Below are 24209 nucleotides of genomic sequence, written 5' to 3'. Positions count from 1 at the left end.
CGGGATTGTGAGGCGAGGTTGGATGGGGGTGGATAGATGGAGGGGATGATGGGGAGGGCAGTCGGGTTTCTGCCTTACGTCCGTGCGTTGGCTCGACTGCCGACCGTGGCGGCGTCCCCGCTTCCGTATCTGAACGCCCCCTCCACCACTTCGTGGTCCTTCAGGGCGAGCCGCTTGTCTCGCCCGTCCTTCGGACCCCCCGTAAACGGAGGAGGATCCGCGTTGCGGACTTCCTCCACCGAAGCACCTCTCCCATCAGGTATAGGTATCGGCGTTGCGGCCGCCCGCGACCTGGGTTCCTCCCCTGTTTACGGGGGAGGGGGACCACGAAGTGGTGGAGGGGGCGTTTGTCTCTCCGCCTTCTTCAGGAAAGGGGTGCGCTATTTCGCCAGCGCCGCGTAGACGCCAGCCCATCGCTTCGCGCTCTCGGCATGCAGGCACTCGACGGCGGGATTGACCTTGCCGCGCGCGGCTGCGGCGAGGCGGCGGAACTCGCCCGGCGACATGACGATGGCGACATCGCGGCATGGCGCGTGATGCGGACGGGCTCGGATTGAGCCATGTCGAGGAGGTTGCCGAAGCGATTCTTGGGGTCGGTGGCGGAGAAGGATTTTATGGGAGGAGATTGGCTGAATTGGCTAATTTGGGCAAATCCAATGCCGAAGCCGTCCCTACGGCTTTAAATGGCCAGCCTGGATAATAGATTCAAATGCTTCGTCAGGAATATGCGCAATCGACTGAGGTGCCGATTTTACAGCTCCAAAATCGACAAGGCGGTGTAATGGAATTGGTGTTTGGAAATGCCCTATCAAAAGGAAGTCCAAGACTTTAACAGGCGACGTGTTGTCGTTGAACATGTCGCCAAGGAATTCATCCGAGAAGACAGACCTTTTGGAGGTCATCTTAACCAACTCATCCCGCGTCAATGCCTCTGAATAGCCCTCTACCACCCCCAATGTCGTCGCGCATTGTGAATGATCGTCGCCCTCGCGTTGCGATTTATAAAAGACAATGACGTCGCCCGGTCGCACGCGCTCCGAATTCGAACGGCAGACGTAGACTTTCCTAATCGTATTCCCCGGTATCCGCTTCTGATTCAGCATGGGGGTCGATAGCTCTCCCGGCCTAAATAGCTCGCCCTGCCGCTTGCCATCGTTTTCGGGAAACAACCGATCGAAATAGTCTCCTTGTATAGGAACAGCGAATTTCGAGTTTTCTTTTCCGTGATAGTATCTTGGGTAGTTGATAAGCGTTGCCTCAAGCGGCAGCATATCTTTCGGCTTATTTACGTCTTTAGAGATCGATTTTTCAAGAACGAACTCACCTCTCTTGTTTCTATAAGTGATACGAAAGCCAAAATGATTCAGCAGGTTTATAAGTACAGCTTGATCTTCGAACGCAGTAATGTAGATAACATCGAATGCATTGGAAGCGGCGTGCCAGAGAGCCTGCTTAAGAAGCTGCTCGCCAAATCTCTCGCCACGATAGGAGGGGCTCATCTTAAAAGTGCAGAGTTTAAGAAATTTTGACCCCGTCGACAGCGCATCGGTCGCACCACTTGACTCTACTTTATAGATTACAATGCCGACAATTTCCTCGTCGACCTCAATTACCCAGCAGTCTCGCTGAGCCCGCTGACACTTCTCTACAAACCAGTCGTCAAATTCGGGGTAACCCTCTCTGAGGGAGTCGAATATCTCTGCGCGAATGTCTAGCTCATAGGCCTTTTTGTGCGAGATGTACGGAAGCTTTACGGTATTGGGTTCGAATTTCTTCTCTATTATTCGTATTGCATCGGGAACGAAAAGCACGCGATCAACGATACCTGATCGCGACGCACGACGATGGATACCGTCATCTTGAGTGACGAGGAAATCCACCGCATTTGCCGTTAATGCGGCCAAGAAATGCGAGTCGATTGTGCTATTCCGCCGACTGTCAGGAGGAAGATCCGCCGATACTTCGTCGAGAAATCGGGACGGAACTGGACCTAGGCGTTGATATTTCTCAAGTTTGGAGAGGGTGGCGCGCCTGCGGCCCTCGTCCCTATCGTTCTCTATGTCGCGGAACGTGGCATCCGAAATGAACAACCGAATACCATATAGACTGCAAAGACGAAAAAAACGGGCAAAAGTTGCCTTTATCGGCGTGTTATCTTCGAGCCCAAAGACGACATTAGTATCAATAAGAATGTGCAATCTTTGCCCCTATAGCGCGCTTATATAAATGCGCTGGAGCATAACAGTACGATTGAGGAGGCGTAAACTGCCATCGTTCCCGCAAGATTTCCAAGGGGACCGGCTCAGAGAGGGGGGACACCGACGCTAGTCTTATTGCGTATCCAGCAGCTAGACCTCTGAAGTAGCGCTCAAATTCCTCGCGACCAATTCCGACAGAATTTTGGTGGCGTAACCAAATTTCCTCAATATCAAGCATCACGCTTGATGCAATCGAGCATGTCGCCACCAACGCCTTGTCAACCCTTGATGAATAGATCAGCGCCTTTTGCGGTTGGTCCACTGTCGGAAACCGGCGACGGAGTTCGATAGTTTTGTCGCCACTCAATATCTGCTGCACGAATGGGGTTGCGATGCTTAAGACCATTATTCTGTCAGGATCAACGGTCGTGGGTGGGTGATGCAACAAAGTTAGCCATCCCCCATTTTCAGCGCCTCAATAAACGCCGCCTGGGGTATCTCCACCTTGCCGAACTGGCGCATGCGCTTTTTGCCTTCCTTCTGTTTTTCCAGAAGTTTGCGCTTGCGGGTCACGTCGCCGCCGTAGCACTTGGCCGTCACGTCCTTGCGCAGCGCCGAGATGGTTTCGCGGGCGATGACCTTGCCGCCGATGGCCGCCTGGATCGGGATCTTGAACATGTGCTTGGGGATCAGGTCCTTGAGCTTTTCGCACATGACGCGGCCGCGCTTTTCGGCGGCCGAGCGGTGGACGAGCATGGAGAGCGCGTCGACCGGCTCCTCGTTGACGAGGATCGACATCTTCACGAGGTCGCCCTCGCGATAGTCGGTGAGCTGGTAGTCGAACGAGGCGTAGCCCTTGGAGATCGACTTGAGGCGGTCGTAGAAGTCGAACACGACCTCGTTGAGCGGCAGGTCGTAGGTGGCCATGGCGCGCTTGCCGACGTAGCTGAGGTCGACCTGGATGCCGCGCCGCTCCTGGCAGAGCTTGAGGATCGCGCCGAGATAGTCGTCGGGGGTCAGGATGGTCGCCCTGATCCACGGCTCCTCGATATGCTCGATCTTGACCACGTCGGGCATGTCGGCCGGGTTGTGCAGATCCTTCATGGAACCGTCGGTCATGTGAAGCTGGTAGACCACCGAAGGCGCGGTGGCGATGAGGTCGAGGTCGAACTCGCGCTCCAGCCGCTCCTGGATGATCTCGAGGTGGAGCAGGCCGAGGAAGCCGCAGCGGAAGCCGAAGCCGAGCGCAGCCGACGTTTCCATTTCGAACGAGAACGAGGCGTCGTTGAGGCGCAGCTTGCCCATGGCGGCGCGCAGATCCTCGAAGTCGGCCGCATCGACCGGGAACAGGCCGCAGAAGACGACGGGCTGGGCCGGCTTGAAGCCGGGCAGGGGCTCGGCGGTCGGGCGGCGCTCGTCGGTGATGGTGTCGCCGACGCGGGTGTCGGCCACCTCCTTGATGGAGGCAGTGATGAAGCCGATCTCGCCGGGGCCGAGCTCGTCGACCATGACCATCTTGGGCGTGATGACGCCGACGCGGTCGATGCCGTACTTCGCGCCGGTGCCCATCATGCGCACCTGCTGGCCCTTTTTCAGCGTGCCGTCGATGACGCGCACCAGCACGATGACGCCGAGATAGACGTCGTACCATGAATCGACCAGCATCGCCTTGAGCGGCGCGTCGCGGTCGCCATGCTTGGGCGCGGGCAGCTTGTGGACGATGGCTTCCAGCACGTCCTCGATGCCGATGCCGGTCTTGGCCGAGATCATCACGGCTTCCGACGCGTCGAGGCCGATGACCTCCTCTACCTGCTCCTTGATGCGGTCGGGCTCGGCGGCGGGCAGGTCGATCTTGTTGAGCACCACGACGATCTCGTGATCGGCGTCGATGGCCTGGTAGACGTTGGCGAGCGTCTGCGCTTCGACGCCCTGCGAGGCGTCGACCACCAGCAGCGAGCCTTCGCAGGCGCGCAGGCTGCGCGAGACCTCGTAGGCGAAATCGACGTGGCCGGGCGTGTCGATGAGGTTGAGGACGTAGTCCTCGCCGTTCTTCGCCTTGTATTCGAGGCGCACGGTATTGGCCTTGATGGTGATGCCGCGCTCGCGCTCGATGTCCATGGCATCGAGCACCTGGTCCTTCATCTCGCGCTCCTCCAGCGAGCCGGTCATCTGGATGAGCCGGTCGGCCAGCGTGGATTTGCCGTGGTCGATATGCGCGACGATGGAGAAATTGCGGATGTGGGAGAGCGGTGTCTTCATGCGCGGCGCTTTAGCAGGGGGCGCGAGGGTTAACAAGCGCCGCGCATGAGAGGGTCAGTCGCCCTTGGCCACCTCGGGCGGGCCTTCGAGCGCGTGCTCGTCCTTGTAGGCCTTCGGCAGGTTGGCCTCCGCCTCCTGCTCGGTCGCGTACCACTGCTCGTAGCGGTAGAGCACGAGGTGGTCGCGCGACAGGCCGCGCATCAGCCCGTAGAGCATGACGAGGATGACGAAGGCGAAGGGGAAGCCGGCCACCACGGCCGCCGCCTGCAGCGCCGACAGGCCGCCCGCCGCAAGCAGGATCGCCGCGATCGCGCCTTCCGACACCGACCAGAACAGGCGCTGGATCTTGGGCGGGTCGGAATGGCCGCCGGCCGTCAGCATGTCGATGACGAAGGAGCCGGAATCCGACGAGGTGACGAACCACATCACGATCATCACGATGACCAGCCCGGTGACGAGCGGGGTGAACGGAAAGAACTCCAGCAGCCGGAAGATGGCGTTGCCGTAGTCTTCCTGCGTGGCGGCGACCAGGCCGGGATCGCCCGTCAGCTCCATGTTGAGCGCCGTGCCGCCGAACGCCGTGAACCAGAAGAACAGGATGAAGCACGGGATGAGCAGCACGCCCAGCACGAACTCGCGCACCGTGCGCCCGCGCGAGATGCGCGCGATGAAGATGCCGACGAACGGCGCCCACGAAATCCACCACGCCCAGTAGAACAGCGTCCAGTCGACCTGCCATTCGGTGCCGGAATACGCCTCCGACCAGAACGAGAAGTAGATGAAGCGGTCGAGATAGTTGCCGACATTCTCCACGAACGAGTTGAGGATGAAGAGCAGCGGCCCCACCGCCAGCACGAAGGCCAGAAGCACGAAGGACAGCGTGATGTTGATGTTGCTGATCGTCTTGATGCCCTTGTCGAGGCCGAGCATGACCGACATCGTCGCAAGCGCCGTGATGCCCGCGATCAGCGCCAGCTGGATGACGAGGCTGTTGCCGACGCCGAACAGGTTGTCGAGGCCGGCATTGATCTGCATGACGCCGAGGCCGAGCGAGGTGACGATGCCGAAGATGGTGCCGAACACGGCCAGGATGTCGACGGCATGTCCCCACGGCCCGTAGATGCGCTCTCCGATGATGGGATAGAGCGCCGAGCGCACCGACAGCGGCAGGCCCTTGCGGTAGTGGAAATAGGCGAGCGACAGGCCGACCACGCAGTAGACCGCCCAGCCGTGGATGCCCCAGTGCAGGAACGACAGCACCATCGCCTGCTCGGCCGCCTCGACCGTCTCGGCTTCGCCGATGGGCGGCGCGAGATAGTGGTAGAGCGGTTCGGCCACGCCCCAGTAGAGCAGGCCGATGCCGATGCCGGCCGAAAACATCATCGCCGTCCACGAATAGATGCCGTATTGCGGCCTCTCGGTCTGCGCGCCCAGCCGGATCATGCCGTAGGGCCCGAGCGCCAGATAGAGGCACGCGACGATGCACAGATTGACGGTGAGGATGAGGAACCAGCCGAAATAATCGGCGATGCCGCTCTGCGCGCCCTCGAAGATGAGGCCGGCGGTCTCGGTGAAGAAGGCGCCGAACAGGATGAACCCCAGTATCAGCGCTGCGGAGATGGAAAAGACCGGAACGCTGACATGGGGAAAGGGCCCCAGCCTGCGGGTCTCGACTTCGTTTGCCATGAAATGTCCCCTCAATAAAATACGCCGGCGGGACACGCCACGAGCCTTTCCGGGCGCGCCCCGCCTTTGGCTAAACAGGACCGGCTCCGAAACGTTCCAATTTTCGCCACTATTGGCGTGGCGACCGCGCCGTTGATCGCGCGGGCAGGGCGTGGTTGAGTGCGCACACGGCGAGGCCGGGGGAAGATTGTTGGACGTAGAAACCTTTATCCAGCGCTGGACGGCGCGCGAAGGCGGCGCGGAACGCGCGAACTACCAGATGTTCCTGTCGAACTGTGCGACGTGATCGGCGTGGAGCGCCCGGACCCGGCTGGCGCGGAGCGCGCGGCCAACGACTATGTCTTCGAGCGCGCGGTGAAGCGGCGGGCGAGCGACGAGATCGCCTCGTCGAAGCGCATCGATCTCTACAAGAAGGGCTGCTTTATCCTCGAGGCCAAGCAGTCGCGGTTGCCCGGTGGCAAGAACGCGCTGCCCGGCCAGTTGACGATGCTGCCCGACGAACCCGAAACGCTGGGCCGTCGCTCGATCGCTCGCGGCTGGGACGTGATGATGCAGAATGCGCGGCGGCAGGCGGAGGAATATGTCTTCCTGCTCGACGCCGACCACCCGGCCCCGCCCTTCCTGATTACATGCGATGTCGGCCACGCGTTCGAAATCTTCGCCGATTTCACCGGCACCGGCCGCGCCTACGGCCAGTTTCCCGACCGCAAGGGCTTCCGCATCTATATGGAGGATTTGCGCCGGGAGGAAATCCGCGCGCTGCTGGCGACGATCTTCACCGATCCGTCGAGCCTCGATCCGGCCAGGGAAGCGGCACGGGTCACGCGTGCGATCGCCAAGCGGCTGGCGGAGGTGAGCAAGGCACTGGAGGAAAAGCACCCGCCCGAAGAGGTCGCGCATTTCCTGATGCGATGCATCTTCACGATGTTCGCCGAGGACGTCGACCTCCTGCCGAGGGGCAAGTTCACCGAGCTTCTCTCCGACTGCATCGCCTCGCCCGCAGCCTTCCTGCCGATGATCGAGGAATTGTGGGCGAAGATGGACGAGCCGGCGCAGGACAAGCGCTTCTTCTCGGCCTTCAAGGAGCGCCTGCGTCACTTCAACGGCAATCTGTTCAAGGAAGCGCGCGCCTTCCCGCTCGGCCGCGAGGAAATCGGCGAGTTGCTGGAAGCGGCAAGGGCGAAATGGACCGAGGTCGATCCGGCGATTTTCGGCACGCTGCTGGAACAGGCGCTGGAGCCCGGCGAGCGCCGCAAGCTGGGCGCGCACTATACGCCGCGCGCCTATGTGCAGCGTCTGGTGGAAGTGACGGTGATGGAACCGTTGCGGGCCGACTGGCAAAAGGCGCTGACCCAAGCGGAAGATGCCAAGGAAAGCGGCGACGAGGACAAGGCCGTCGCCATCGTGCGTGGCTACCACCACCAGCTTTGCACGACGCGGGTGCTGGACCCGGCGTGCGGCACGGGCAATTTCCTCTATGTCAGCCTTGAACTGATGAAGAAGCTGGAAGGCGAGGTGCTGGAAACGCTGGCGCGGCTGGGCGTGCCGGAATCGCTCGGGCTCGAGCGCGAGACGGTCGACCCGCACCAGTTTCTGGGGCTTGAGCTGAACCCGCGCGCGGCGGCTATTGCCGAACTGGTCGTCTGGATCGGCTATCTGCAACAGCACTACCGCACGCGCGACGGGCACCCGTCCGAGCCGATTTTGAAGGCGTTCAGGAACATCAATTTCGGCCGCCGCGAAGGGTATGACGCGGTGCTGACATGGGACGGCTATCCCGTGCCGACGGTGGTGGACCAGGACGGCAAGCGGGCGGAGACCTATCCGAATGCGCGCCGCCCGGACTGGCCGGACGCGGAGTTCATCGTGGGCAACCCGCCGTTCATGGGCGGCAAGGATTTGCGCTCGCGGCTGGGCGGAGGCTATGTCGAGACGCTGTGGCGGGTTCACAAGCACATGAACGAAAGTGCGGATTTCGTCATGTACTGGTGGGACCGCGCGGCCGAACTGCTGACGGCGAAGAAGACGCCGCTCAAGCGCTTCGGACTGGTGACGACCAACTCCATCAGCCAGGTGTTCCAGCGCCGGGTGATGGAGCGGCACCTGACGGCCAAGAAGCCTGTCAGCCTGATCTACGCCATTCCGGACCATCCATGGACCAAGGCGACCAAGGACAGCGCCGCCGTGCGGATCGCCATGACGGTCGGCGAAGCGGGCAAGCGCAATGGGTTGTTGCTGGAGACGACGCGCGAGGATGGGCTGGGCAGCGACGAACCGCTGATCGAGTATGTGGGGCGGACGGGTGCGGTTAATTCTGACCTATCCGTTGGATTGAACCTCACACGGGCAGAGGGGTTGCAGGCGACTCGCGGCCTTAGTTCGCGTGGTGTCCAATTGATGGGCGCTGGCTTCATCATCACGCCTACGCAAGCGAAGCATCTCGGTCTCGGCCGCATCGACGGGCTGGAGCACCATATCCGCGAATACCGAAACGGGCGCGATCTGACCGCGCGGTCCCGAAACGCGATGGTCATCGATCTGTTCGGATTGTCAGCCTCGGACCTGCGGCATCGATTTCCGGAGGTGTATCAGCATCTGATGGAACGCGTACGATACGACCTCGAAGAAAACGGGCAGCCACGTGTAGACAAAGACGGTCGCAAGCTTGGCCGAGAATGGAACGCGCGGCAGAGCTACAAAGACAATTGGTGGATATTCGGGGAGCCTCGGAAGGATTTGCGCCCAGCCTTAGAAGGGCTTCCGCGCTACATCGCAACGGTCGAGACGACGAAGCACCGTGTCTTTCAGTTTCTGAACGCGTCGGTGATGGCCGACAACATGATCGTTGTAGTCGCCGATGCCGACGCTGCCACGCTGGCAATTCTGTCGAGCCGTATCCATACGAGTTGGGCACCGGTCATGGGTGGCTGGCTCGGCTATGGCAACGACCCGCGCTATTCAAAATCGCGCTGCTTCGACCCCTTCCCCTTCCCTGATCCCTCGGAAGATCTGCGCCAGCAACTCCGCGACGCAGGCGAGGAACTGGATGCGTTGCGCAAGAAGGTGCTGGCCGACCATCCCGATCTGACGCTGACGGGGCTCTACAACGTGCTCGAAAAGCTGAAGGCGGGAACCGAGCTGACCGACAAGGACGAGGATGTGAAGGAGCGCGGGCTGGTGCTGATCCTCAAGGAACTGCACGAGACGATCGACCGGCTGACGGCGCAGGCCTATGGCTGGCCGGAGGACTTGTCGGACGAGCAGATTCTGGAGCGGCTGGTGGCGCTGAATGCCGAGCGCGCGCGTGAGGAGGCAGACGGCCATGTGCGCTGGCTGCGGCCCGACTATCAGGTGCCGCGCTTCGCCAAGGGCGCCAAGGCCAGGACCGGAGAGCTCGACCTGGGCGAGACCGTGGTGGCGATTGATGCGGGCAAGCCGGTCTTTCCCAAGGATCGCCACGAACAGCCACTGGCCATCGAGGCGCTTCTGGCCGCCAATGCCGGTGCCATGGACGCCGGCGCGATCGCCCGGGCGTTCAAGGGCGGGGGCAAGCGTATCGAGGCGCGCGTCGGGCAGGTTCTGGTCACGCTGGCGCGCTACGGCCGCGTGACCGCGCTGCCTGACGGCAAATTCACCGCGCGCCGCGCCGCCTGAGCCTCAACCGGACCACAGGTCGCCGGCCGTGCCGGAAAAATATCGGACCATGGTCGCGCGTGCTGGCCGAGGAGGTCTGAACCGCCCGCGCAGAGGTCCCGGACGGATGGATTTGCGACGCTGACGGGTCTTGTCTCGCGCCAGGTGATCGATCCGGATCACCCGACCGACAAGAGAGGACCGTGTCATGAAAGAACTTTCAAGCAGACTTTTGCGCACCAGCGCGCTGGGCGCGGCAATCGCGATTGCGGCGATGCCGGTTGCGCTCTCGATGCAGAACGGCGTTCCGGCGCTCAAATGGTCGAGCGCATACGCGCATGGCAGCGATGACGGCGGCAACAGCGGCCGCGGCGGCGGAGACGACCGCGGCGGCGATGACCATGGCGGAGACGACCGCGGTGGTGACGACCATGGCGGCGATGACCGCGGCGGCGATGACCACGGCGGCAGAGGCGGCGATGACCGCGGCGGCGATGACCACGGCGGCAGAGGCGGTGACGACCGTGGTGGTGACGACCACGGCGGCAGAGGTGGTGACGACCGAGGCGGTGACGATCGCGGCGGCGGCGGTGGTGGTTCGACGGACGACGACGGTACGCCGGACCAGGGCCCGGGCGACGCGCCGGGTACGGGTGGCTCCGGGGATGATGACGGCACGCCCGACCAGGGGCGAGGGGACCGGCCGCGCGCATCCGGCAATTCGCCCGATGACGACGGAACGCCCGACCAGGGGCATGGCGACCGATAGGCCGGCAGCGCCACCATGGACTTGCGCCGCCGTCACGTCGGACCTTGGTCCCATGACGGCGGCGCGCTTCGGCGCTAGGATGGTGGCAGCCGAACGCCCACCCAACCGGAGATCGGGCAATCGATACGCGCATGAACACGATCAAGGGCCTTGCAGTCGTGCTGGCGGTGACCCTGGGAGCTGGCGTCCCGCTGGCCCTCCTTGCCACTGCGCATCCCGCTCACGCGGAAAGCGGCAGCGGTTCGGACGGCGACGGAGGGGATGGTTCCGGACACGGCTCGGACGGCTCCGGCGATGGGGACGGCGACAACTCCGGCCATGGCTCGGACGGTTCTGGCGATGGGGACGGCGACAATTCGGGCAGCCGAGATTCGGATGGAGAGGATGATGGCGGCGGGCGATCGGGTCATCGGTCGGGCGACGACCGTGCGGGCAACGATGCCGTAAGCCGGTTCAAGAGCGCGCTCGACGCCTTCGGCTCCGTGGCACGCTCCCGCACCAGCGGATCGTCGATAGAGCTGCAATACAGCGACGGCTGGCGCGAAGTGATCTCCAACGGCCGCTACGGGCTCTTCGACGGCCAGGGAAGGCAGGTGGTGGGCCGCGCGGCCAGCCGCCTCGACTTCCAGCGGATGGAGGCGGCCCGGCGCTGAGCGCCCGCCGCCGCGCTCAAGGCCCGAGGCGCTCGCGGCGCAGGCGGGCGAACACCGCGGCCTCGACGCGGTTGCGCACCCGCAGCTTCTGCATGATCTGCGTCATATGGTGCTTGACGGTCTTTTCCTGAAGGCCCAGCCGCAGCCCGATCTCCTTGTTGCTGAGCCCGTCCGAAAGGAGGTCGAGCACGCCTCGCTCACGCGGCGACAGAAGGTCCAGCGCATCGCCCGGACCATGGCCTGCCCGCGACTGGCCCTGCTTGAGCAACCGTCCGGCAAGCTTGGGCGAGACATAGGTCTCGCCGGCATGGATGTCGCGAATTATGGCGATGAGGTCGTCGCCGCCGATGCCCTTGAGCGCGTAGCCGGCCGCGCCGTTCTTCAGTGCGTTCATCACGTCGTCGTCGTCTTCGGAGACGGTGAGCATCACCACCCGGGCGTCGGGTTTCTCGGCCAGTATCGCGCCTACCGCCGCGACGCCGTTGCCGGGCATCGAAATGTCGAGAAGAGCCACATCGGGCCTTGCGGTGCGCATGAGCTCGATCGCGTCGCTCGCCGAGGCGCCCTGACCGACGACAGCGATGTCGTCGTAGTCTCGCAGGGTAGCGATGACGCCGGAGCGGTAGATGGGATGGTCATCGACCACCACCAGGCGGATGGTCTGTCTGTCGCTAGCCACTTGCGGCGTCCTTTCGCAGCTCGATATCCATCGCAAGAAGCGCCTCGCTGCCATCGATCTCGAAGCGCAGCGTGCCCCCCAGGCTTTCGACACGCTCTCGCAGCCCCGGAAGCCCCATGCCCTGGGCCGGTTCACGCGCCGGGTCGGCGGGCTGCGGCACAGGATTGCGGATGGAGAGATACAGACGCCCATCGCGCAAGCCGCCCGCAACGCGCTGGTCGCCACCGCCGGCATGCCTCCAGGCGTTGTTCAGACCCTCCTGCACAAAACGGTAGGCGCATATCTTCAGGGCGGGCGCGGCATCGATCTGCTGGAGGTGCAGATCGCGCCCGACAGTCGAGTGGCTGCGCATCTCGTGCGAGTCGATGGCGCGCTCGACGGTGCCTCCAAGGTCGAGGTGGGTGAGCTCGGGCAGTACGAGGCCACGCGAGATTTCGCGTATCTCGTCCATAGCCTTCGACAGAGCCTCGGCCACCTCCGTCAGCGCCTCGCCGCTTCGCGACGTGCGGCCGCTGCGCACCGCCGCAAGACGCATCGACGCAAAGCCGACGAGTTGCGCCGGGCCATCGTGGAGGTCGGCGCTCACGCGGCGCAGATTGGCCTCGTTGATCTCCACCACACGACGCGAGGCGTCTTCGGCGCGCCGGCGCAGGCGGTTGTTCTGCTCGGCGAGCGCCTTCATGTCGGCGAAGCGCTGGGCCAGGGCTTTGCGCTGCTGCGTGATGATGCGTTCGCCCCGGTGGACGACGCCGAAAAGCGCCAGCCCGATCGCCAACGTGGCCAGCCCGGTGACCGCCCAGCCCTGCAGGCGCGCGCGGTTGACCTCCGCCGCAAGCGTGGTGGCGTTCTCGTAAAACTCCGCGACCGCGATGACGTTGCCGCTCCAGGCCGCCCTGATCGGGCTGTATATCTCCAGCAGCGGGATACCCAGCCTCGCGTCGCGGGCGTTTTCGGCGTCTTCGAGCCGGTCAAGCTCGGTGACGGTCGCCCCGGCGAACGCGGCGCGCAGGCTTTCGCCCGGTTCGAACCTGAGCCCGACCTGCGACAGGTCTTGCGCGTAGGCCAGCGTTCCGTCCGGCTTCCAAAGCTTGATCGAGACGACGCGGCCCCTCAGCGCCTCGCTTTCGAGAATCTCCTCGATTGCTCGGATAGGGCCGATGGACAGCGTGTCGCGTTCGGCAAGCTCCTGGGCGAGAGGGGCGATGAAGCTGTCCATGTAACGGGCGCTCGCCACAGCGGACGCTTCCACGAGATCGACCGAAATGCGGGCCGCGACCCAGTTGCCGATCGCCAGCATCGCGGTCGCGGCGACGATGCTCCCGGCGATGGCGAACTGCGCGCGCAGGTCGAGCGCGGTAAACCGGTCCCGAACGGTGCGCAGCCAGGCGAGACGCGACGAGTGGAGCATGGCTGGATGCTAAACCTCGGCCATGCCGCCCGCAATCGGACAAAGGAGCGAGGAGGGCCGGACCTTGGTCTGACATCCCGTCAGATATTATCAATCGTACCGCAGGTCGCCGGCCTTGCCGGAAAAGACGCTGTAGACGTAGAAGGACGCGCCGATCATGACCGGCAGCACGAAGGCCGTGCCGACGAGGATGATGCCGAGGCTTTCGGTGGCCGATGCGGCCTCCCACAGGGTGAACCGGTCGGGCACCACATAGGGGTAGAACGAATAGGCGAGCCCCGCGAAGCCGAGCGCGAAGATGGCGGCCAGCGTGAGGAACGGGGTGAGCGCGTGGCGGTCGCCTTTGGCCGGCAGGCGGAAGGTGAGCAGCCACAGGCCCAGGAAGGCCACGCCCGTGATGACCGGCAGCGGCGACAGCAGCGCCATGTCGGGCCAGGTGAACCATTTTTCAAAGATGCGCGGGCTGGCGAACGGGGTGGCCAGCGACACGGCCACCATGCCGACGGCGGTGAAGACGAGCGCCGAGCGCAGGAAGCGCACCGCCTTGCGCTGGAGGTCGCCCTCGGTCTTGTAGATCAGCCATGCCGCGCCCATTGCCGCGTAGGAAGCGGCCAGGCACAGCGCCACCAGAACGCCGAAGCCGAAGGCCGCGAACCCGGTGTCGAGCCCCAGCACGTAGACGCCCAGCATGTAGCCCTGCGCCAGCGAGGCGGTGAGCGAACCCGCGAAGAACAGGAAATCCCAGCGGTGCTTGCGGTGCACCGGCACCTTGGCGCGGAAATCGAACGCCACGCCGCGCAGGATGAGCCCGACCAGCAGCGCGAAAACCGGCAGGTAGAGCGCGGTGAGGATGACGCCGTGCGCGATGGGAAACGCCACCAGCAGCAGGCCCACCGACAGCACCAGCCACGTCTCGTTGGCATCCCAGAACGGGCCTATGGCCGCGATCATCGTGTCCTTCTCCTGCTCGTCGGCCATGGCAAAGAGGATGCCGATGCCGAGGTCGAACCCGTCGAGGATGACGTAGATCAGGATCGACAGGCCCATCAGCCCGGCAAAGATGAGCGGCAGAAGGAACGGCCAGTCGAGGGTCATGGGGCAGCTTCCTTGCTGATTGGGAGATGGCCGGCAGGCCAGAGGGGGGTGGCTGCCACAAGCATGTCCCTCACTCCCCCGCCATGGGCTGGGCCAGCGCACGGTCTTCGACGCCAGGGAGCGGGGATTGGTCGCCGTCTTCTGCGGCCTTGAGCGCCAGATAGGTGAGCACGCTGAGATAGACGATCATCAGCACGACGTAGAGCACGACATAGACCGCGAGCGTGAAGCCGACATGGGAGGCGGCGACGGGACCGACGGCGTCTTCGGTGCGCAGCACGCCCGTAACCAGCCATGGCTGGCGGCCGATCTCGGTGGTGTACCAGCCGGCGAGCGTCGCGACCCAGCCGGAGAATGCCATCGGGGCGTAGGCGTAGGCGAGAAGCTTCGGCATCTGCGCGCGGCGGATGAGGAAGAAGCTGGTCACCCATGACAGCGCGAGCATGGCCATGCCTACACCGACCATGATGCGGAAGCCCCAGAATACAGGCGCGACCGGCGGATGCTCGCCGACATAATCGTTGAGGCCGGGCACGACGCCGTCGAGGCTGTGCTTGAGGATCAGGCTGGCGCCGTTGGGAATGGCGATCTCGAAACGGTTTTCGCGCGCTTCCTCGTCGGGCCAGGCAAACAGGACGAGCGGGACGTTGCCGCGCGTTTCCCAGTTGGCCTCCATGGCGGCGATCTTCTGGGGCTGGTGCTCGAGCGTGTTGAGGCCGTGCATGTCGCCGGCGAGGATCTGCAGCGGGATGAGGCCGGCGCCAAGGAAGACGCCGGTGCGCAAAGCCTTCCACATGGATTCGGAGCGGTCGCCCTTGAGATAGCGCAGGGAAGACATGCCGGCGATGAGGAAGGCGACGGTGAGCCCGGACGCCAGCAGCATGTGCACGAGGCGGTAGGGGAAGGAGGGGTTGAAGACGATCGCCCACCAGTCGAGCGCGTAGGCGACGCCGTCGCGCATCTCGAAGCCGGCCGGCGTCTGCATCCACGAGTTGAGCGCGAGAATCCAGAAGGCCGACAGCGTCGTGCCGAAGGCGACGAGGAAGGTCGCCAGCGTGTGGATGCGGTTGGACACGCGGCGGAAGCCGAACAGCATGATGCCGACGAAAACGGCCTCCAGGAAGAAGGCGGTGAGAACCTCGTAGGCGAGAAGGGGGCCGGCGATGTTGCCGACCGTCTCCATGAAGCCCGGCCAGTTGGTGCCGAACTGGAAGCTCATGGTGATGCCGGACACGACGCCCAGCGCGAAGGAGAGCGCGAAAACCTTCACCCAGAAGAAATAGGCGCGCATCCAGGCCGTGTCGCCGGTGGCGTTGTAGCGCAGCTTGAAGAACAGCAGCACCCAGCCGAGCGCGATGGTGATGGTTGGAAACAGGATGTGAAAGGAGATGTTTGCCGCGAATTGCAGGCGGGAAAGGATCAGTGCGTCCATGTCCGGTTTCCGGCTCCTTGCTACTCCCGGATGCAAGATAGGCCGCGCGGCGCGAAGGGTCAAAGTGCGCCCTGTCGCAGGGGCGGAGTGTCGCGGTGCGGCAGGCTGGCGCAGCGGGCAGGCGGGACCGCCCGGGCGGCGTGCGGCTTGCGCGGCATTTAAAGTCGGGCTTTGATGTCGCCATGGCCAAGGAGATCGAGCGCAAGTTTCTGGTGAACGGCTCCGCCTGGCGCGCCGATGCGGGCGCGGGCGTGGCCATCACCCAGTTCTACGTAGCCACCGGCGAGGCGCGCTCGGTGCGGGTGCGGATTGCCGACGACGCGAAGGCGAAGCTGACCGTGAAGTTCGGCGGCGCGGCGCGGGAGCGCGACGAGTTCGAATATGCGATACCGGTGGAAGACGCGCGCGACATGCAACGCTTCGCCATCGGCAACGTGATCGACAAGACCCGGCGCGAGGTGGTCCATCGCGGGCGGGTCTACGAGGTCGACAGCTTCGCCGGCGCGCTGGACGGGCTGGTGATCGCCGAGCTGGAGACGGCGGACGAGGTGGCCGACGACGAGTTGCCCGCATGGCTGGGGCGCGAGGTGACGGGCGAGGAGGGGTTCTACAACCTCTCGCTCGCCCTGAGGGGGCTGCGGTGAAGCCCGCACCCGCCTTCCGCATCGACCCGGCACGCAAGCTGCGCGACGAGTTCGGGCGCATCGTGGAGGAGACGTGCGACGCGGTGGCCGTGCATCTGAATGCTGCCGACCACCGGCGGGGCCTGCACGAGGCGCGCAAGGCGCTCAAGAAGCTGCGCGCGCTGCTGCGGCTGGTGCGTGCCGCGGAGCCGAAGTCGCTGAAGGTGCAGGAGCACCGGTTTCGCGATGCCGCGCGCGCGATCGCAGGCTCGCGGGAGGCGACCGCCGCCGTCGAGACGCTGGAGCGCCTGATCGCGGCCCATCCGGACAGGATCGTCGATTGCAGGCTGGGCGAGATACGGTGCCACCTTCTGGCGCGATGCGCGCAGGCCGGGGCCGGACTGGACGAAGCGCGCGGCGAGGCGAGCGCTTTGTGCATCGAGGCGCGCGACGAACTGCGGGGACTGGCGTTCGACGAGAAGCTTTCGGACGACGCGGTGCTGGCCGAAGGCATGGAGCGGACGCTGCGCCACTGGAAGAAGGCGCTGGAGGCCGCAGGCAAGGACGGCGAGGCGGAAGATTTCCACGAACTGCGCAAGGCGGTGAAGGCGCATTGGGCGCAGCTGGGCCTGCTGCGGGCGTTCGGCCTGCGCGGCGTGGGCCAAAGGCGCGAGGCGGTGGAGGCGCTGGGCGAGCGTCTGGGCGAGCTCAACGACATCCACGTGATGCGCGAAGCGGTGGCGCGGGGCACGCTCGGCCCGCCGGCCGACCTCGATACGCGCGCCTTCGACAGGCTCCTGAAGAAGGAGGCGAAGGCGCTTGCCGCCGCGGCGCTGCCGCAGGCGAAGAAGTTGCTTCAAAGCCGGCCGGACGGGCTGCGCAGGCGGATGCGCAAGGCTGCAGCAAAGCTGGCGGCGTGAGGCCGGTGCAAGGTTGGATTTGGAGCCGAAACACCCGCCTGATAGAACGTCTCTGGTATTGATTCGCGCTATTCCGGGGACTTGATGGAGCGCCTTGCCGGCAAGATCATATTGCTGTGGGGATGGCGCAGGGCCGGAGCCGCATTTATTGCCGGCGCGGTTGCTGCGCTTGGCCAGCCGCCCTTCGACTTCTTCGCCGCCTGCCTGATAGCCTTCCCGGTGCTGGTATGGCTGCTCGACGGCGCCGCAAGCCCCGTCGGCGAGCGGCTTTTGCGCCGCATGCTGCGCCCGTTCATGATCGGCTGGTGGTTCGGCTTCGGCTATTTCCTCGCAGGGCTGTGGTGGACCGGCAACGCGCTTCTGGTGGAAGCCGAGCTGTTCGCCTGGGCGCTGCCTTTCGCCGTCTTCGGGCTGCCTGCACTGCTGGCCGTGTTCTACGGCGTCGCGACCCTCATCGCGCGGCTCTTGTGGAGCGACGGCATCGCGCGGATCGCCGCGCTCGCCTTCGCCTTCGGCCTCGTCGAATGGTTGCGCACCTTCGTGTTGACCGGCTTTCCGTGGAACGCCATCGGCCAGGCGGCGATGCCCGTGCCGCTGCTGATGCAGTCTGTGGGCGTGGTCGGCATGGCCGGCATGAACGCGCTGGCGGTCTTCGTCTTCGCGATGCCGGCGCTGCTGGCCGCGCGCCGGGGCAGGCGCGCCGGGCTGGCGATGGCGCTGGCGCTCGTCGCCGCGCATGTCGGCTACGGCGCGTGGCGGCTTTCGTCGGCGCCGGAGACCACGGAAGACCTCGTCAACGTGCGCGTCGTTCAGCCCTCGATCGACCAGAGCGAGAAGTGGGACAACACGGTGCGCGACCGCATCTTCGCCACCTATCTCGACCTTTCCGCCCGGCCGCCGGCGGATGGCGCGCCGCAGCCCGACATGATCGTGTGGCCGGAAACGTCGGTGCCCTTCATCCTGACCGAGCGGGCCGACGCGCTGGTGGCGCTGGGCGAGCTTGTGCAGGAGGGGCAGGTGCTGCTGGTCGGCGCGGTGCGCGTGGAGGGCGAAAGCCAGGGATCGTCCGGCCGCTACTACAACGCCGTCGTGGCCATCAACGCCGAGGGCGAGACCTACGACGCGGTCGACAAGGTGCGGCTGGTGCCGTTCGGCGAATACCTGCCTATGTCGGATCTGCTGGGCAGGCTGGGCATGCGGCAGCTGGTGCAGTCGGTATCGGCCTTCTCGCCCGGCGGGCCGCGCCGCGCCATAGAGACGGTGAACGGCGTGCGCGCGCTGCCCTTCATCTGCTACGAGATCATCTTTCCCGGCATCGCGGGCAATGGCGATGCCGACGCCGACCTGATCCTCAACGTGACCAACGACGCCTGGTTCGGCGACACGCCCGGCCCCTACCAGCATTTCAGGCAGGCGCAGATCCGCGCGGTGGAAGCCGGACGGCCGCTGGTGCGCGCCGCCAACAACGGCATCTCGGGCGTTGTGGACGCCTATGGCCGCATCGTCGACGCCTTCGCGATCGACGCGGTGGGCGTGCTGGACGTGGCCGTGCCGCGCCAGAAGATCGCCGCAATTGCGGCTCCTCATCTGGTCGGGCTCGCGTTGCTCGCGATCTTCGGCCTTTGGGCTGCGACGATCAGCCTGATTGCTGCTCGGGAGCCGATTGACAGTAGGTATATTAGAGATTCATAGTGTACGCGCCGTATGCCGAGGGATTCGCAAATGCTGGGTCGATGGGGGAACCAGCCAAACCGTCCCGGTGAAGGATTGACAGAAGAGCAGCCTTGACTGGCAGCGGCGAGGAAAGAAATGTTGGAAAACAAGAAGAAACCCAACCCGATCGACATCCATGTCGGTGGCCGCATCCGTTTGCGCAGAAACATGCTGGGCATGAGCCAGGAGAGGCTGGGGGAGAACCTCGGCATCACCTTCCAGCAAATCCAGAAATACGAGAAGGGCACCAATCGCGTGGGCGCGAGCAGGCTTCAGGCCATCGCCTCCATCCTCGAAGTGCCGGTGGCCTTCTTCTTCGAGGATGCGCCGGGCGGAGCCAAGGTCGAAGGGCTCTCGGAAGAAAGCGCGACGACCTACGTGGTCGATTTCCTGTCCAGTACGGAGGGGCTGCGGCTCAACCGCGCCTTCGTGCGGATTTCCGACCCGAAGGTCAGGAGCAGGATCATCGATCTGGTGCGCGCGCTGGCCGACGAAGACTGAGCCAACACAAATCCACCGACCGACCACGGTGTGGGGTCAAGCGCATATAATTCCATATGCGCATGGCGACGCATGCGTTTGTTTGCTTGACGGGGCAAGGCGCGCACAGATAACAAATTGCCGCCTGAGCCGGATAGTTCCGGCTTTTTCTTTCAAGAGGGGATACCCGTGTCACGCCAGAACTACCTTTTCACCAGCGAATCCGTTTCGGAAGGCCATCCCGACAAGGTCTGCGACCGCATCTCGGACGAGATCGTCGATCTGGTCTATCGCGAGGCCAAGAAGACCGGCGTCGACCCCTGGACGGTGCGCGTCGCCTGCGAAACGCTGGCGACCACCAACCGCGTCGTGATCGCGGGCGAGGTGCGCATCCCCGAATCGCTGTTCAAGACCGACAAGAACGGCAACAAGGTCATCAACCCCTCCAAGTTCAAGTCGGCCGCGCGCAAGGCTATCCGCGCCATCGGCTACGAGCAGGACGGCTTCCACTGGAAGAACGCCAAGATCGACGTGCTGCTGCACCCGCAGTCGGCCGACATCGCGCAGGGCGTGGACAACGCTTCCGACAGGCAGGGCGAGGAAGGCGCCGGCGACCAGGGCATCATGTTCGGTTATGCCTGCAACGAGACGCCCGACCTCATGCCGGCGCCGATCTACTACAGCCACAAGATCCTCGAGCTGCTTTCGGCCGCCCGCCACAAGGGCGAGGGCGACGTGGGCAAGCTCGGCCCCGACGCCAAGAGCCAAGTGACGGTGCGCTACAAGGACGGCAAGGCCGCCGAGGTCGCCTCGATCGTGCTTTCCACCCAGCACATGGATGAGAGCTGGGATTCCAAGAAGGTGCGCAAGGTCGTGGAGCCCTACATCCGCGAGGCGCTGGGCGACCTGAAGATCGCCGACGACTGCAACTGGTACATCAACCCGACGGGCAAGTTCGTCATCGGCGGACCGGACGGCGACGCGGGCCTCACCGGCCGCAAGATCATCGTCGACACCTATGGCGGCGCGGCCCCGCATGGCGGCGGCGCGTTCTCGGGCAAGGACACCACCAAGGTGGACCGCTCGGCCGCCTATGCCGCGCGCTATCTGGCCAAGAACGTGGTCGCAGCCAAGCTGGCCGACCGCTGCAGCATCCAGCTCGCCTACGCCATCGGCGTCGCCCAGCCGCTGTCGGTCTATGTCGACCTGTACGGAACCGGCAAGGGCGTGACGGAAGAGCAGGTCGAGGACGCCGTGCGCAAGGTGATGGACCTGTCGCCGAGCGGCATCCGCAAGCATCTCGACCTGAACAAGCCGATCTATGCGCGCACCTCCGCCTACGGCCATTTCGGCCGCAAGCCGGGCCGCGACGGTTCGTTCTCCTGGGAGAAGACGGACCTCGTCAAGGCGCTCAAGGAAGCCATCGCGGCCTGATCGCGGCTACAAGGCATGAGGGGCGGCCTTCGGGCCGCCCGTTGCAATACGGAGTATCGAGGATGGCTGAAGAGCGGCGCACGCGCGCGACGGAGGCCTTCTTCGGCCGCCGCCACGGCAAGACGCTGCGCTCTGCGCAGGCGGATGCGATGGCGCGCCTGCTGCCGGCGCTGAAGCTGGACCTCGACGCACCCGCCCCAATCGACCTGAAGACGCTTTTTGCCGTGCCGGTGGACGGCGTGAGGCTGGAGATCGGGTTTGGCGGCGGCGAGCACCTGCATCACGAGACGGGGCGCTTTCCCGGCACCGGCTTCATCGGCGTGGAGCCCTTCGTCAACGGCATGGCGAAGCTGGTGGCGCAACTGGACGCCGAGCCGCGCCCCAACCTGCGCCTGCACGACGACGACGCGACGCGGCTGCTCGACTGGCTGCCGGAGGCCTCGCTGGACGGGATCGACCTGTTCTATCCCGATCCGTGGCCGAAGAAGCGGCACTGGAAGCGGCGCTTCGTCAGCGCCGTCAACCTCGACCGGTTCGCGCGCGTGCTGAAGCCGGGCGCACGCTTCCGCTTCGCTTCCGACATCGACACCTATGTGAACTGGACGCTGCTGGCGTGCCGCGCACATCGGGCCTTCGCATGGCAGGCGCATTCGCCGCTCGACTGGCATACGCCCTACGAGGCGTGGCCCGGCACGCGCTACGAGGCCAAGGCGATGCGCGAGGGGCGCAGGCCGGCGTACCTGACGTTTTTGCGGGATTGAGAAGCCGTAAGGCTGAACAAGCAAAACCGGCCCGTCTCACCCCTGCGGGAGACGGGCCGGCTGCTTGTGCGGGCAAGATGCCCGCCTGACCGTCAGGCGACGCGTTCGAGGCTCAAGGCCGATCGACGCCGCCTGCGGTCGCTAGATGTCCACACACCCTTGCGGGCGCCAAAGACGATCCAGCACTTTCGATGGAAGCCGGAACAGACCGAACGCTAGAAGCGCTTGATCTCGCGGAACTGGACCGGGTCGATACCCAGCCGCTGCAGGTCGGCATCGCGCGGGGCGCGGTGTTCGCGCGTGGCGGCCGAAACGGCGATCGCGCTGCCGAAAATATCGAAGAATTCGCCGATTCCCCGGGTGAATGATCTCTTGGACATCGTTGTTGCCTCTTTCGCGTTGTGCGATGCAACACAGATAGGTGGCCCGATGTCGTAGCGGTAGCCCTGATTTTACATGGCTTCCATGCGCTTTGTGCAATGCAGCATTAAGAGACCGTTACGGCCGGTCAGTTCGTGTTGGTTTCCTCGTCGCGAAGCTGGCTCCACGCGTTCTGCTGGGCGAGCATGGAGCGCAGATAGGCGACGTTGGCCTGCGCCTGCTCAGGCGAAAGCTCGCGGGTGGCGATCTGCTCGGCCTCCTGGAAGCGGCCCTGAAGGCCGACGACGAGGGCGAGGTTCTGGCGCACGCGGCTGTCCGCGCCCGGCGCCTCGGATGCCTGCCGCATATAGGTCTCGGCCGTCTTGAGGTCGCCTTCCAGCACGTGCGACATGCCCAGATTGGACAGGATGGACGGCTCGCCGGGCTTCATGTCGAGCGCGCGGCGGTAGAGCGCGCGGGCCTCAGCGGACTTGCCGAGCTGGTCGAGGATGGCGGCTTCGGCCGAGACGAGCTTCCAGTCTGGATATTCGGGCGTCTGGGCGCGGCGCACGGCGTCGAGCGCGGGCTCCAGCTCGCCGGCCGAGGCCAGTGCCTTGCCGTAGGCGGCCAGCACCTGCCGCTCGCGCGGGTAGTCGATGGCGAGCTTGCGCATGACGGCCAGCGACTGGTCGGTGCGGCCGTTCATCTGAAGCACCGACGCGTAGCTCATCGCCACGTTCATGTCCTTGGGGTTGCGCGTATAGGCCTTGCCCAGCGAATCGGCCTGAGAGGCAAGCTGCTGCGACGACATGTTGGCGACCGGCGCGCCCGTGTCGCGGCTGATCGAACCCGTGGTGAGCTGGCTCTTGGCGCAGCCGGCGAGGGCGAGCGCGGCGATGAGGGCGACGGTTGCGCCGCAGATGCGTTTTCCCGTCGCGTTCGTGTCGCGGTTGATCAACATCGGCGCCCGGTCTCCCTTTAACTGTCCGGCCTGAAGGTATGGATTCGGAGACGAGCAATAGTCTGTTAACCCTAACGGAGGGTTAAGGCGGCAATCGCGCCCAGCGGTGTGGGCACCAACCCAAGATTGCGTTCTGGCTAAAAGGCGAGCGGCAGATCACACGAAACCTTAAGGTCCGACCTTCTAGGACGGGGTGTCTATGCACGCATAGTTTGGGTGAACCAATCAGGGGTTGAACACGTGACTTTCCGTTCTCAGTTTACGAATTTGCCTGCCGCAGCGATTGCGGTGGCCATCGCCGTCGGGTCGACGCAGGTCCACGCGAGCAGTTTTCCGCAGGGCTACGCCGCCGATGTAAGCGGCCTCACCAGCGGTATGCACAGCGCGACGGCGTTGGAAATGATCTCGGCGCAGAGCGAGCGGGAAGGTGCGACGACGGCGAAGGTCAATTCCAGATTCCAGCGTGACGAGACGGTGTTTCTGTCCTCGGCATGGGGCAGTTCGCCGGAAGCTTTCGGCAGCCGCAGCAGCATCGACCTGCTGGCCGCCGGCTTCTCGAGCCATCTGAGCGGAGAAGAGCTTTTCTACGCCAGCCGGGTCAGCTTCTTTGCGAAGGGCAAGGAAGCCGACACCGAGCAGACGCTGGAGAACGTCCGCGCGAAGTACGGCGAGCCGAGCATCGTCCGTACCAAGAACGACGAGACGACGCTGGCGTATTTCTTCAAGGACGGGAAGCAACTGACCGGCGACGACAAGGAAGCACGGGGATGCAGCGCCTTCGAGAACCGTATTCACCTCCAGCCCGGCCGCTGGTCGATGCAGAACAGAGGCGAGAACTTTATTCTCGACGAAGCCTTCCGCCGTTTCCAGGTGAGCACCCGAAACGGCAGGTGTGACGCGATCCTTGCGGTCACGCTGGAATATGGCCGGGTCGATGGGCTGGTAACGGACAAGCTCGTCCAGCGCATCAATGTCTCGATGCACGACCACAAGCGTTTCGTGGAGAACCAGCAGGCGGAAGAGGCCGCCCTGAAAGCGGTCACTGACAAGATCACAAACGAGGTGCGGTCCACCACCGGCGGTGCCGATTTCTGAGGACGGTTGCAACACGTGATGCCCCGCAGGCTGGCGCCGGCGGGGCATCC

The 24209-nt window shown here is 64.4% G+C and carries 20 protein-coding genes; 10 read left to right on the top strand and 10 right to left on the bottom strand.

Annotation, left to right across the window (positions count from 1 at the left end):
- The first annotated feature begins 347 nt into the window (after nt 1-347).
- Complete coding sequence (locus tag FY036_RS23840) at nt 348-557, top strand: hypothetical protein (RefSeq protein ID WP_161601189.1); 210 nt, start codon at nt 348-350, stop codon at nt 555-557.
- Between the two features lie 114 nt (nt 558-671).
- On the opposite strand, the gene FY036_RS23115 is transcribed toward FY036_RS23840, so the two are convergent.
- The 3 genes from FY036_RS23115 to FY036_RS23105 all read right to left on the bottom strand — a co-directional run bounded on the left by FY036_RS23115 (nt 672) and on the right by FY036_RS23105 (nt 6143).
- Entirely contained in the window at nt 672-2198 is a 1527-nt protein-coding gene (locus FY036_RS23115; RefSeq protein ID WP_148917040.1) for a GNAT family N-acetyltransferase, read from the bottom strand.
- Between the two features lie 450 nt (nt 2199-2648).
- On the bottom strand, nt 2649-4457 hold the full coding sequence (gene lepA / locus FY036_RS23110) for a translation elongation factor 4 (protein WP_148917039.1): 1809 nt from the start codon (nt 4455-4457) through the stop codon (nt 2649-2651).
- A 54-nt stretch (nt 4458-4511) separates the two neighbouring features.
- A complete protein-coding gene (locus FY036_RS23105; protein WP_148917038.1) occupies nt 4512-6143 on the bottom strand; it encodes a BCCT family transporter in 1632 nt (543 codons plus the stop codon).
- Between the two features lie 291 nt (nt 6144-6434).
- Here FY036_RS23105 and FY036_RS23100 point away from each other — a divergent pair, with 291 nt between their 5' ends.
- The gene (locus FY036_RS23100; RefSeq protein WP_235897776.1) at nt 6435-9797 is read left to right on the top strand and encodes a class I SAM-dependent DNA methyltransferase; all 3363 of its coding nucleotides are present in this window, start codon (nt 6435-6437) and stop codon (nt 9795-9797) included.
- A gap of 199 nt (nt 9798-9996) precedes the next feature.
- Here the strand turns inward: FY036_RS23100 and FY036_RS23095 are convergent, their stop codons facing one another.
- Nucleotides 9997-10581: a hypothetical protein gene (locus tag FY036_RS23095; RefSeq protein ID WP_148917037.1), complete on the bottom strand. Its 585-nt coding sequence runs from the start codon at nt 10579-10581 to the stop codon at nt 9997-9999.
- Nucleotides 10582-10676: 95 nt separating this feature from the next.
- Between FY036_RS23095 and FY036_RS23090 the strand changes: the two genes are divergently transcribed.
- A complete protein-coding gene (locus FY036_RS23090; protein ID WP_148917036.1) occupies nt 10677-11198 on the top strand; it encodes a hypothetical protein in 522 nt (173 codons plus the stop codon).
- Between the two features lie 16 nt (nt 11199-11214).
- On the opposite strand, the gene FY036_RS23085 is transcribed toward FY036_RS23090, so the two are convergent.
- The 4 genes from FY036_RS23085 to FY036_RS23070 form a co-directional block, all read right to left on the bottom strand.
- Complete coding sequence (locus FY036_RS23085) at nt 11215-11877, bottom strand: response regulator (protein WP_235897775.1); 663 nt, start codon at nt 11875-11877, stop codon at nt 11215-11217.
- The gene (locus FY036_RS23080) at nt 11870-13285 is read right to left on the bottom strand and encodes a sensor histidine kinase (RefSeq protein WP_148917034.1); all 1416 of its coding nucleotides are present in this window, start codon (nt 13283-13285) and stop codon (nt 11870-11872) included. Before FY036_RS23080 ends, FY036_RS23085 begins: the two co-directional genes overlap by 8 nt.
- Nucleotides 13286-13375: 90 nt before the next feature.
- Nucleotides 13376-14380, bottom strand: coding sequence for a cytochrome d ubiquinol oxidase subunit II (locus FY036_RS23075; protein WP_148917033.1), 1005 nt, complete (start codon nt 14378-14380; stop codon nt 13376-13378).
- A 70-nt stretch (nt 14381-14450) separates the two neighbouring features.
- Complete coding sequence (locus FY036_RS23070; protein WP_148917032.1) at nt 14451-15812, bottom strand: cytochrome ubiquinol oxidase subunit I; 1362 nt, start codon at nt 15810-15812, stop codon at nt 14451-14453.
- Nucleotides 15813-15994: 182 nt separating this feature from the next.
- Between FY036_RS23070 and FY036_RS23065 the strand changes: the two genes are divergently transcribed.
- The 6 genes from FY036_RS23065 (at nt 15995) to trmB (ending at nt 21743) form a co-directional block, all read left to right on the top strand.
- Nucleotides 15995-16456 carry a CYTH domain-containing protein gene (locus tag FY036_RS23065; RefSeq protein WP_148917169.1) on the top strand — a complete coding sequence of 154 codons (462 nt, stop codon included), beginning with the start codon at nt 15995-15997 and terminating at the stop codon, nt 16454-16456.
- Complete coding sequence (locus tag FY036_RS23060) at nt 16453-17355, top strand: CHAD domain-containing protein (protein ID WP_161601188.1); 903 nt, start codon at nt 16453-16455, stop codon at nt 17353-17355. The genes FY036_RS23065 and FY036_RS23060 overlap by 4 nt, the downstream gene beginning before the upstream one ends.
- An 81-nt stretch (nt 17356-17436) precedes the next feature.
- Nucleotides 17437-19047 carry an apolipoprotein N-acyltransferase gene (lnt, locus tag FY036_RS23055; RefSeq protein ID WP_201744844.1) on the top strand — a complete coding sequence of 537 codons (1611 nt, stop codon included), beginning with the start codon at nt 17437-17439 and terminating at the stop codon, nt 19045-19047.
- A gap of 117 nt (nt 19048-19164) precedes the next feature.
- Nucleotides 19165-19569: a helix-turn-helix domain-containing protein gene (locus tag FY036_RS23050; RefSeq protein WP_148917029.1), complete on the top strand. Its 405-nt coding sequence runs from the start codon at nt 19165-19167 to the stop codon at nt 19567-19569.
- Nucleotides 19570-19686: 117 nt separating this feature from the next.
- The gene (gene metK, locus FY036_RS23045) at nt 19687-20982 is read left to right on the top strand and encodes a methionine adenosyltransferase (RefSeq protein WP_407941201.1); all 1296 of its coding nucleotides are present in this window, start codon (nt 19687-19689) and stop codon (nt 20980-20982) included.
- A gap of 62 nt (nt 20983-21044) precedes the next feature.
- The gene (gene trmB, locus FY036_RS23040; RefSeq protein ID WP_148917027.1) at nt 21045-21743 is read left to right on the top strand and encodes a tRNA (guanine(46)-N(7))-methyltransferase TrmB; all 699 of its coding nucleotides are present in this window, start codon (nt 21045-21047) and stop codon (nt 21741-21743) included.
- Nucleotides 21744-21958: 215 nt separating this feature from the next.
- Here trmB and FY036_RS23990 read toward each other — a convergent pair whose 3' ends face one another.
- Both FY036_RS23990 and FY036_RS23035 read right to left on the bottom strand, forming a co-directional pair.
- A complete protein-coding gene (locus tag FY036_RS23990) occupies nt 21959-22123 on the bottom strand; it encodes a hypothetical protein (RefSeq protein ID WP_201744843.1) in 165 nt (54 codons plus the stop codon).
- A gap of 128 nt (nt 22124-22251) precedes the next feature.
- Nucleotides 22252-23064 (bottom strand): tetratricopeptide repeat protein, encoded by an 813-nt coding sequence (locus FY036_RS23035; RefSeq protein WP_148917026.1) that lies wholly within the window; start codon nt 23062-23064, stop codon nt 22252-22254.
- A 240-nt stretch (nt 23065-23304) separates the two neighbouring features.
- Here FY036_RS23035 and FY036_RS23030 point away from each other — a divergent pair, with 240 nt between their 5' ends.
- Nucleotides 23305-24159: a hypothetical protein gene (locus tag FY036_RS23030; protein ID WP_148917025.1), complete on the top strand. Its 855-nt coding sequence runs from the start codon at nt 23305-23307 to the stop codon at nt 24157-24159.
- Nucleotides 24160-24209 lie beyond the last annotated feature (50 nt).

The sequence above is a fragment of the Neoaquamicrobium microcysteis genome, assembly GCF_008180155.1.
Taxonomy (GTDB): domain Bacteria; phylum Pseudomonadota; class Alphaproteobacteria; order Rhizobiales; family Rhizobiaceae; genus Aerobium; species Aerobium microcysteis.
The sequence above is the reverse complement of the archived record's forward strand: the minus strand, read 5'-3'. Positions and strand labels throughout refer to the sequence as shown.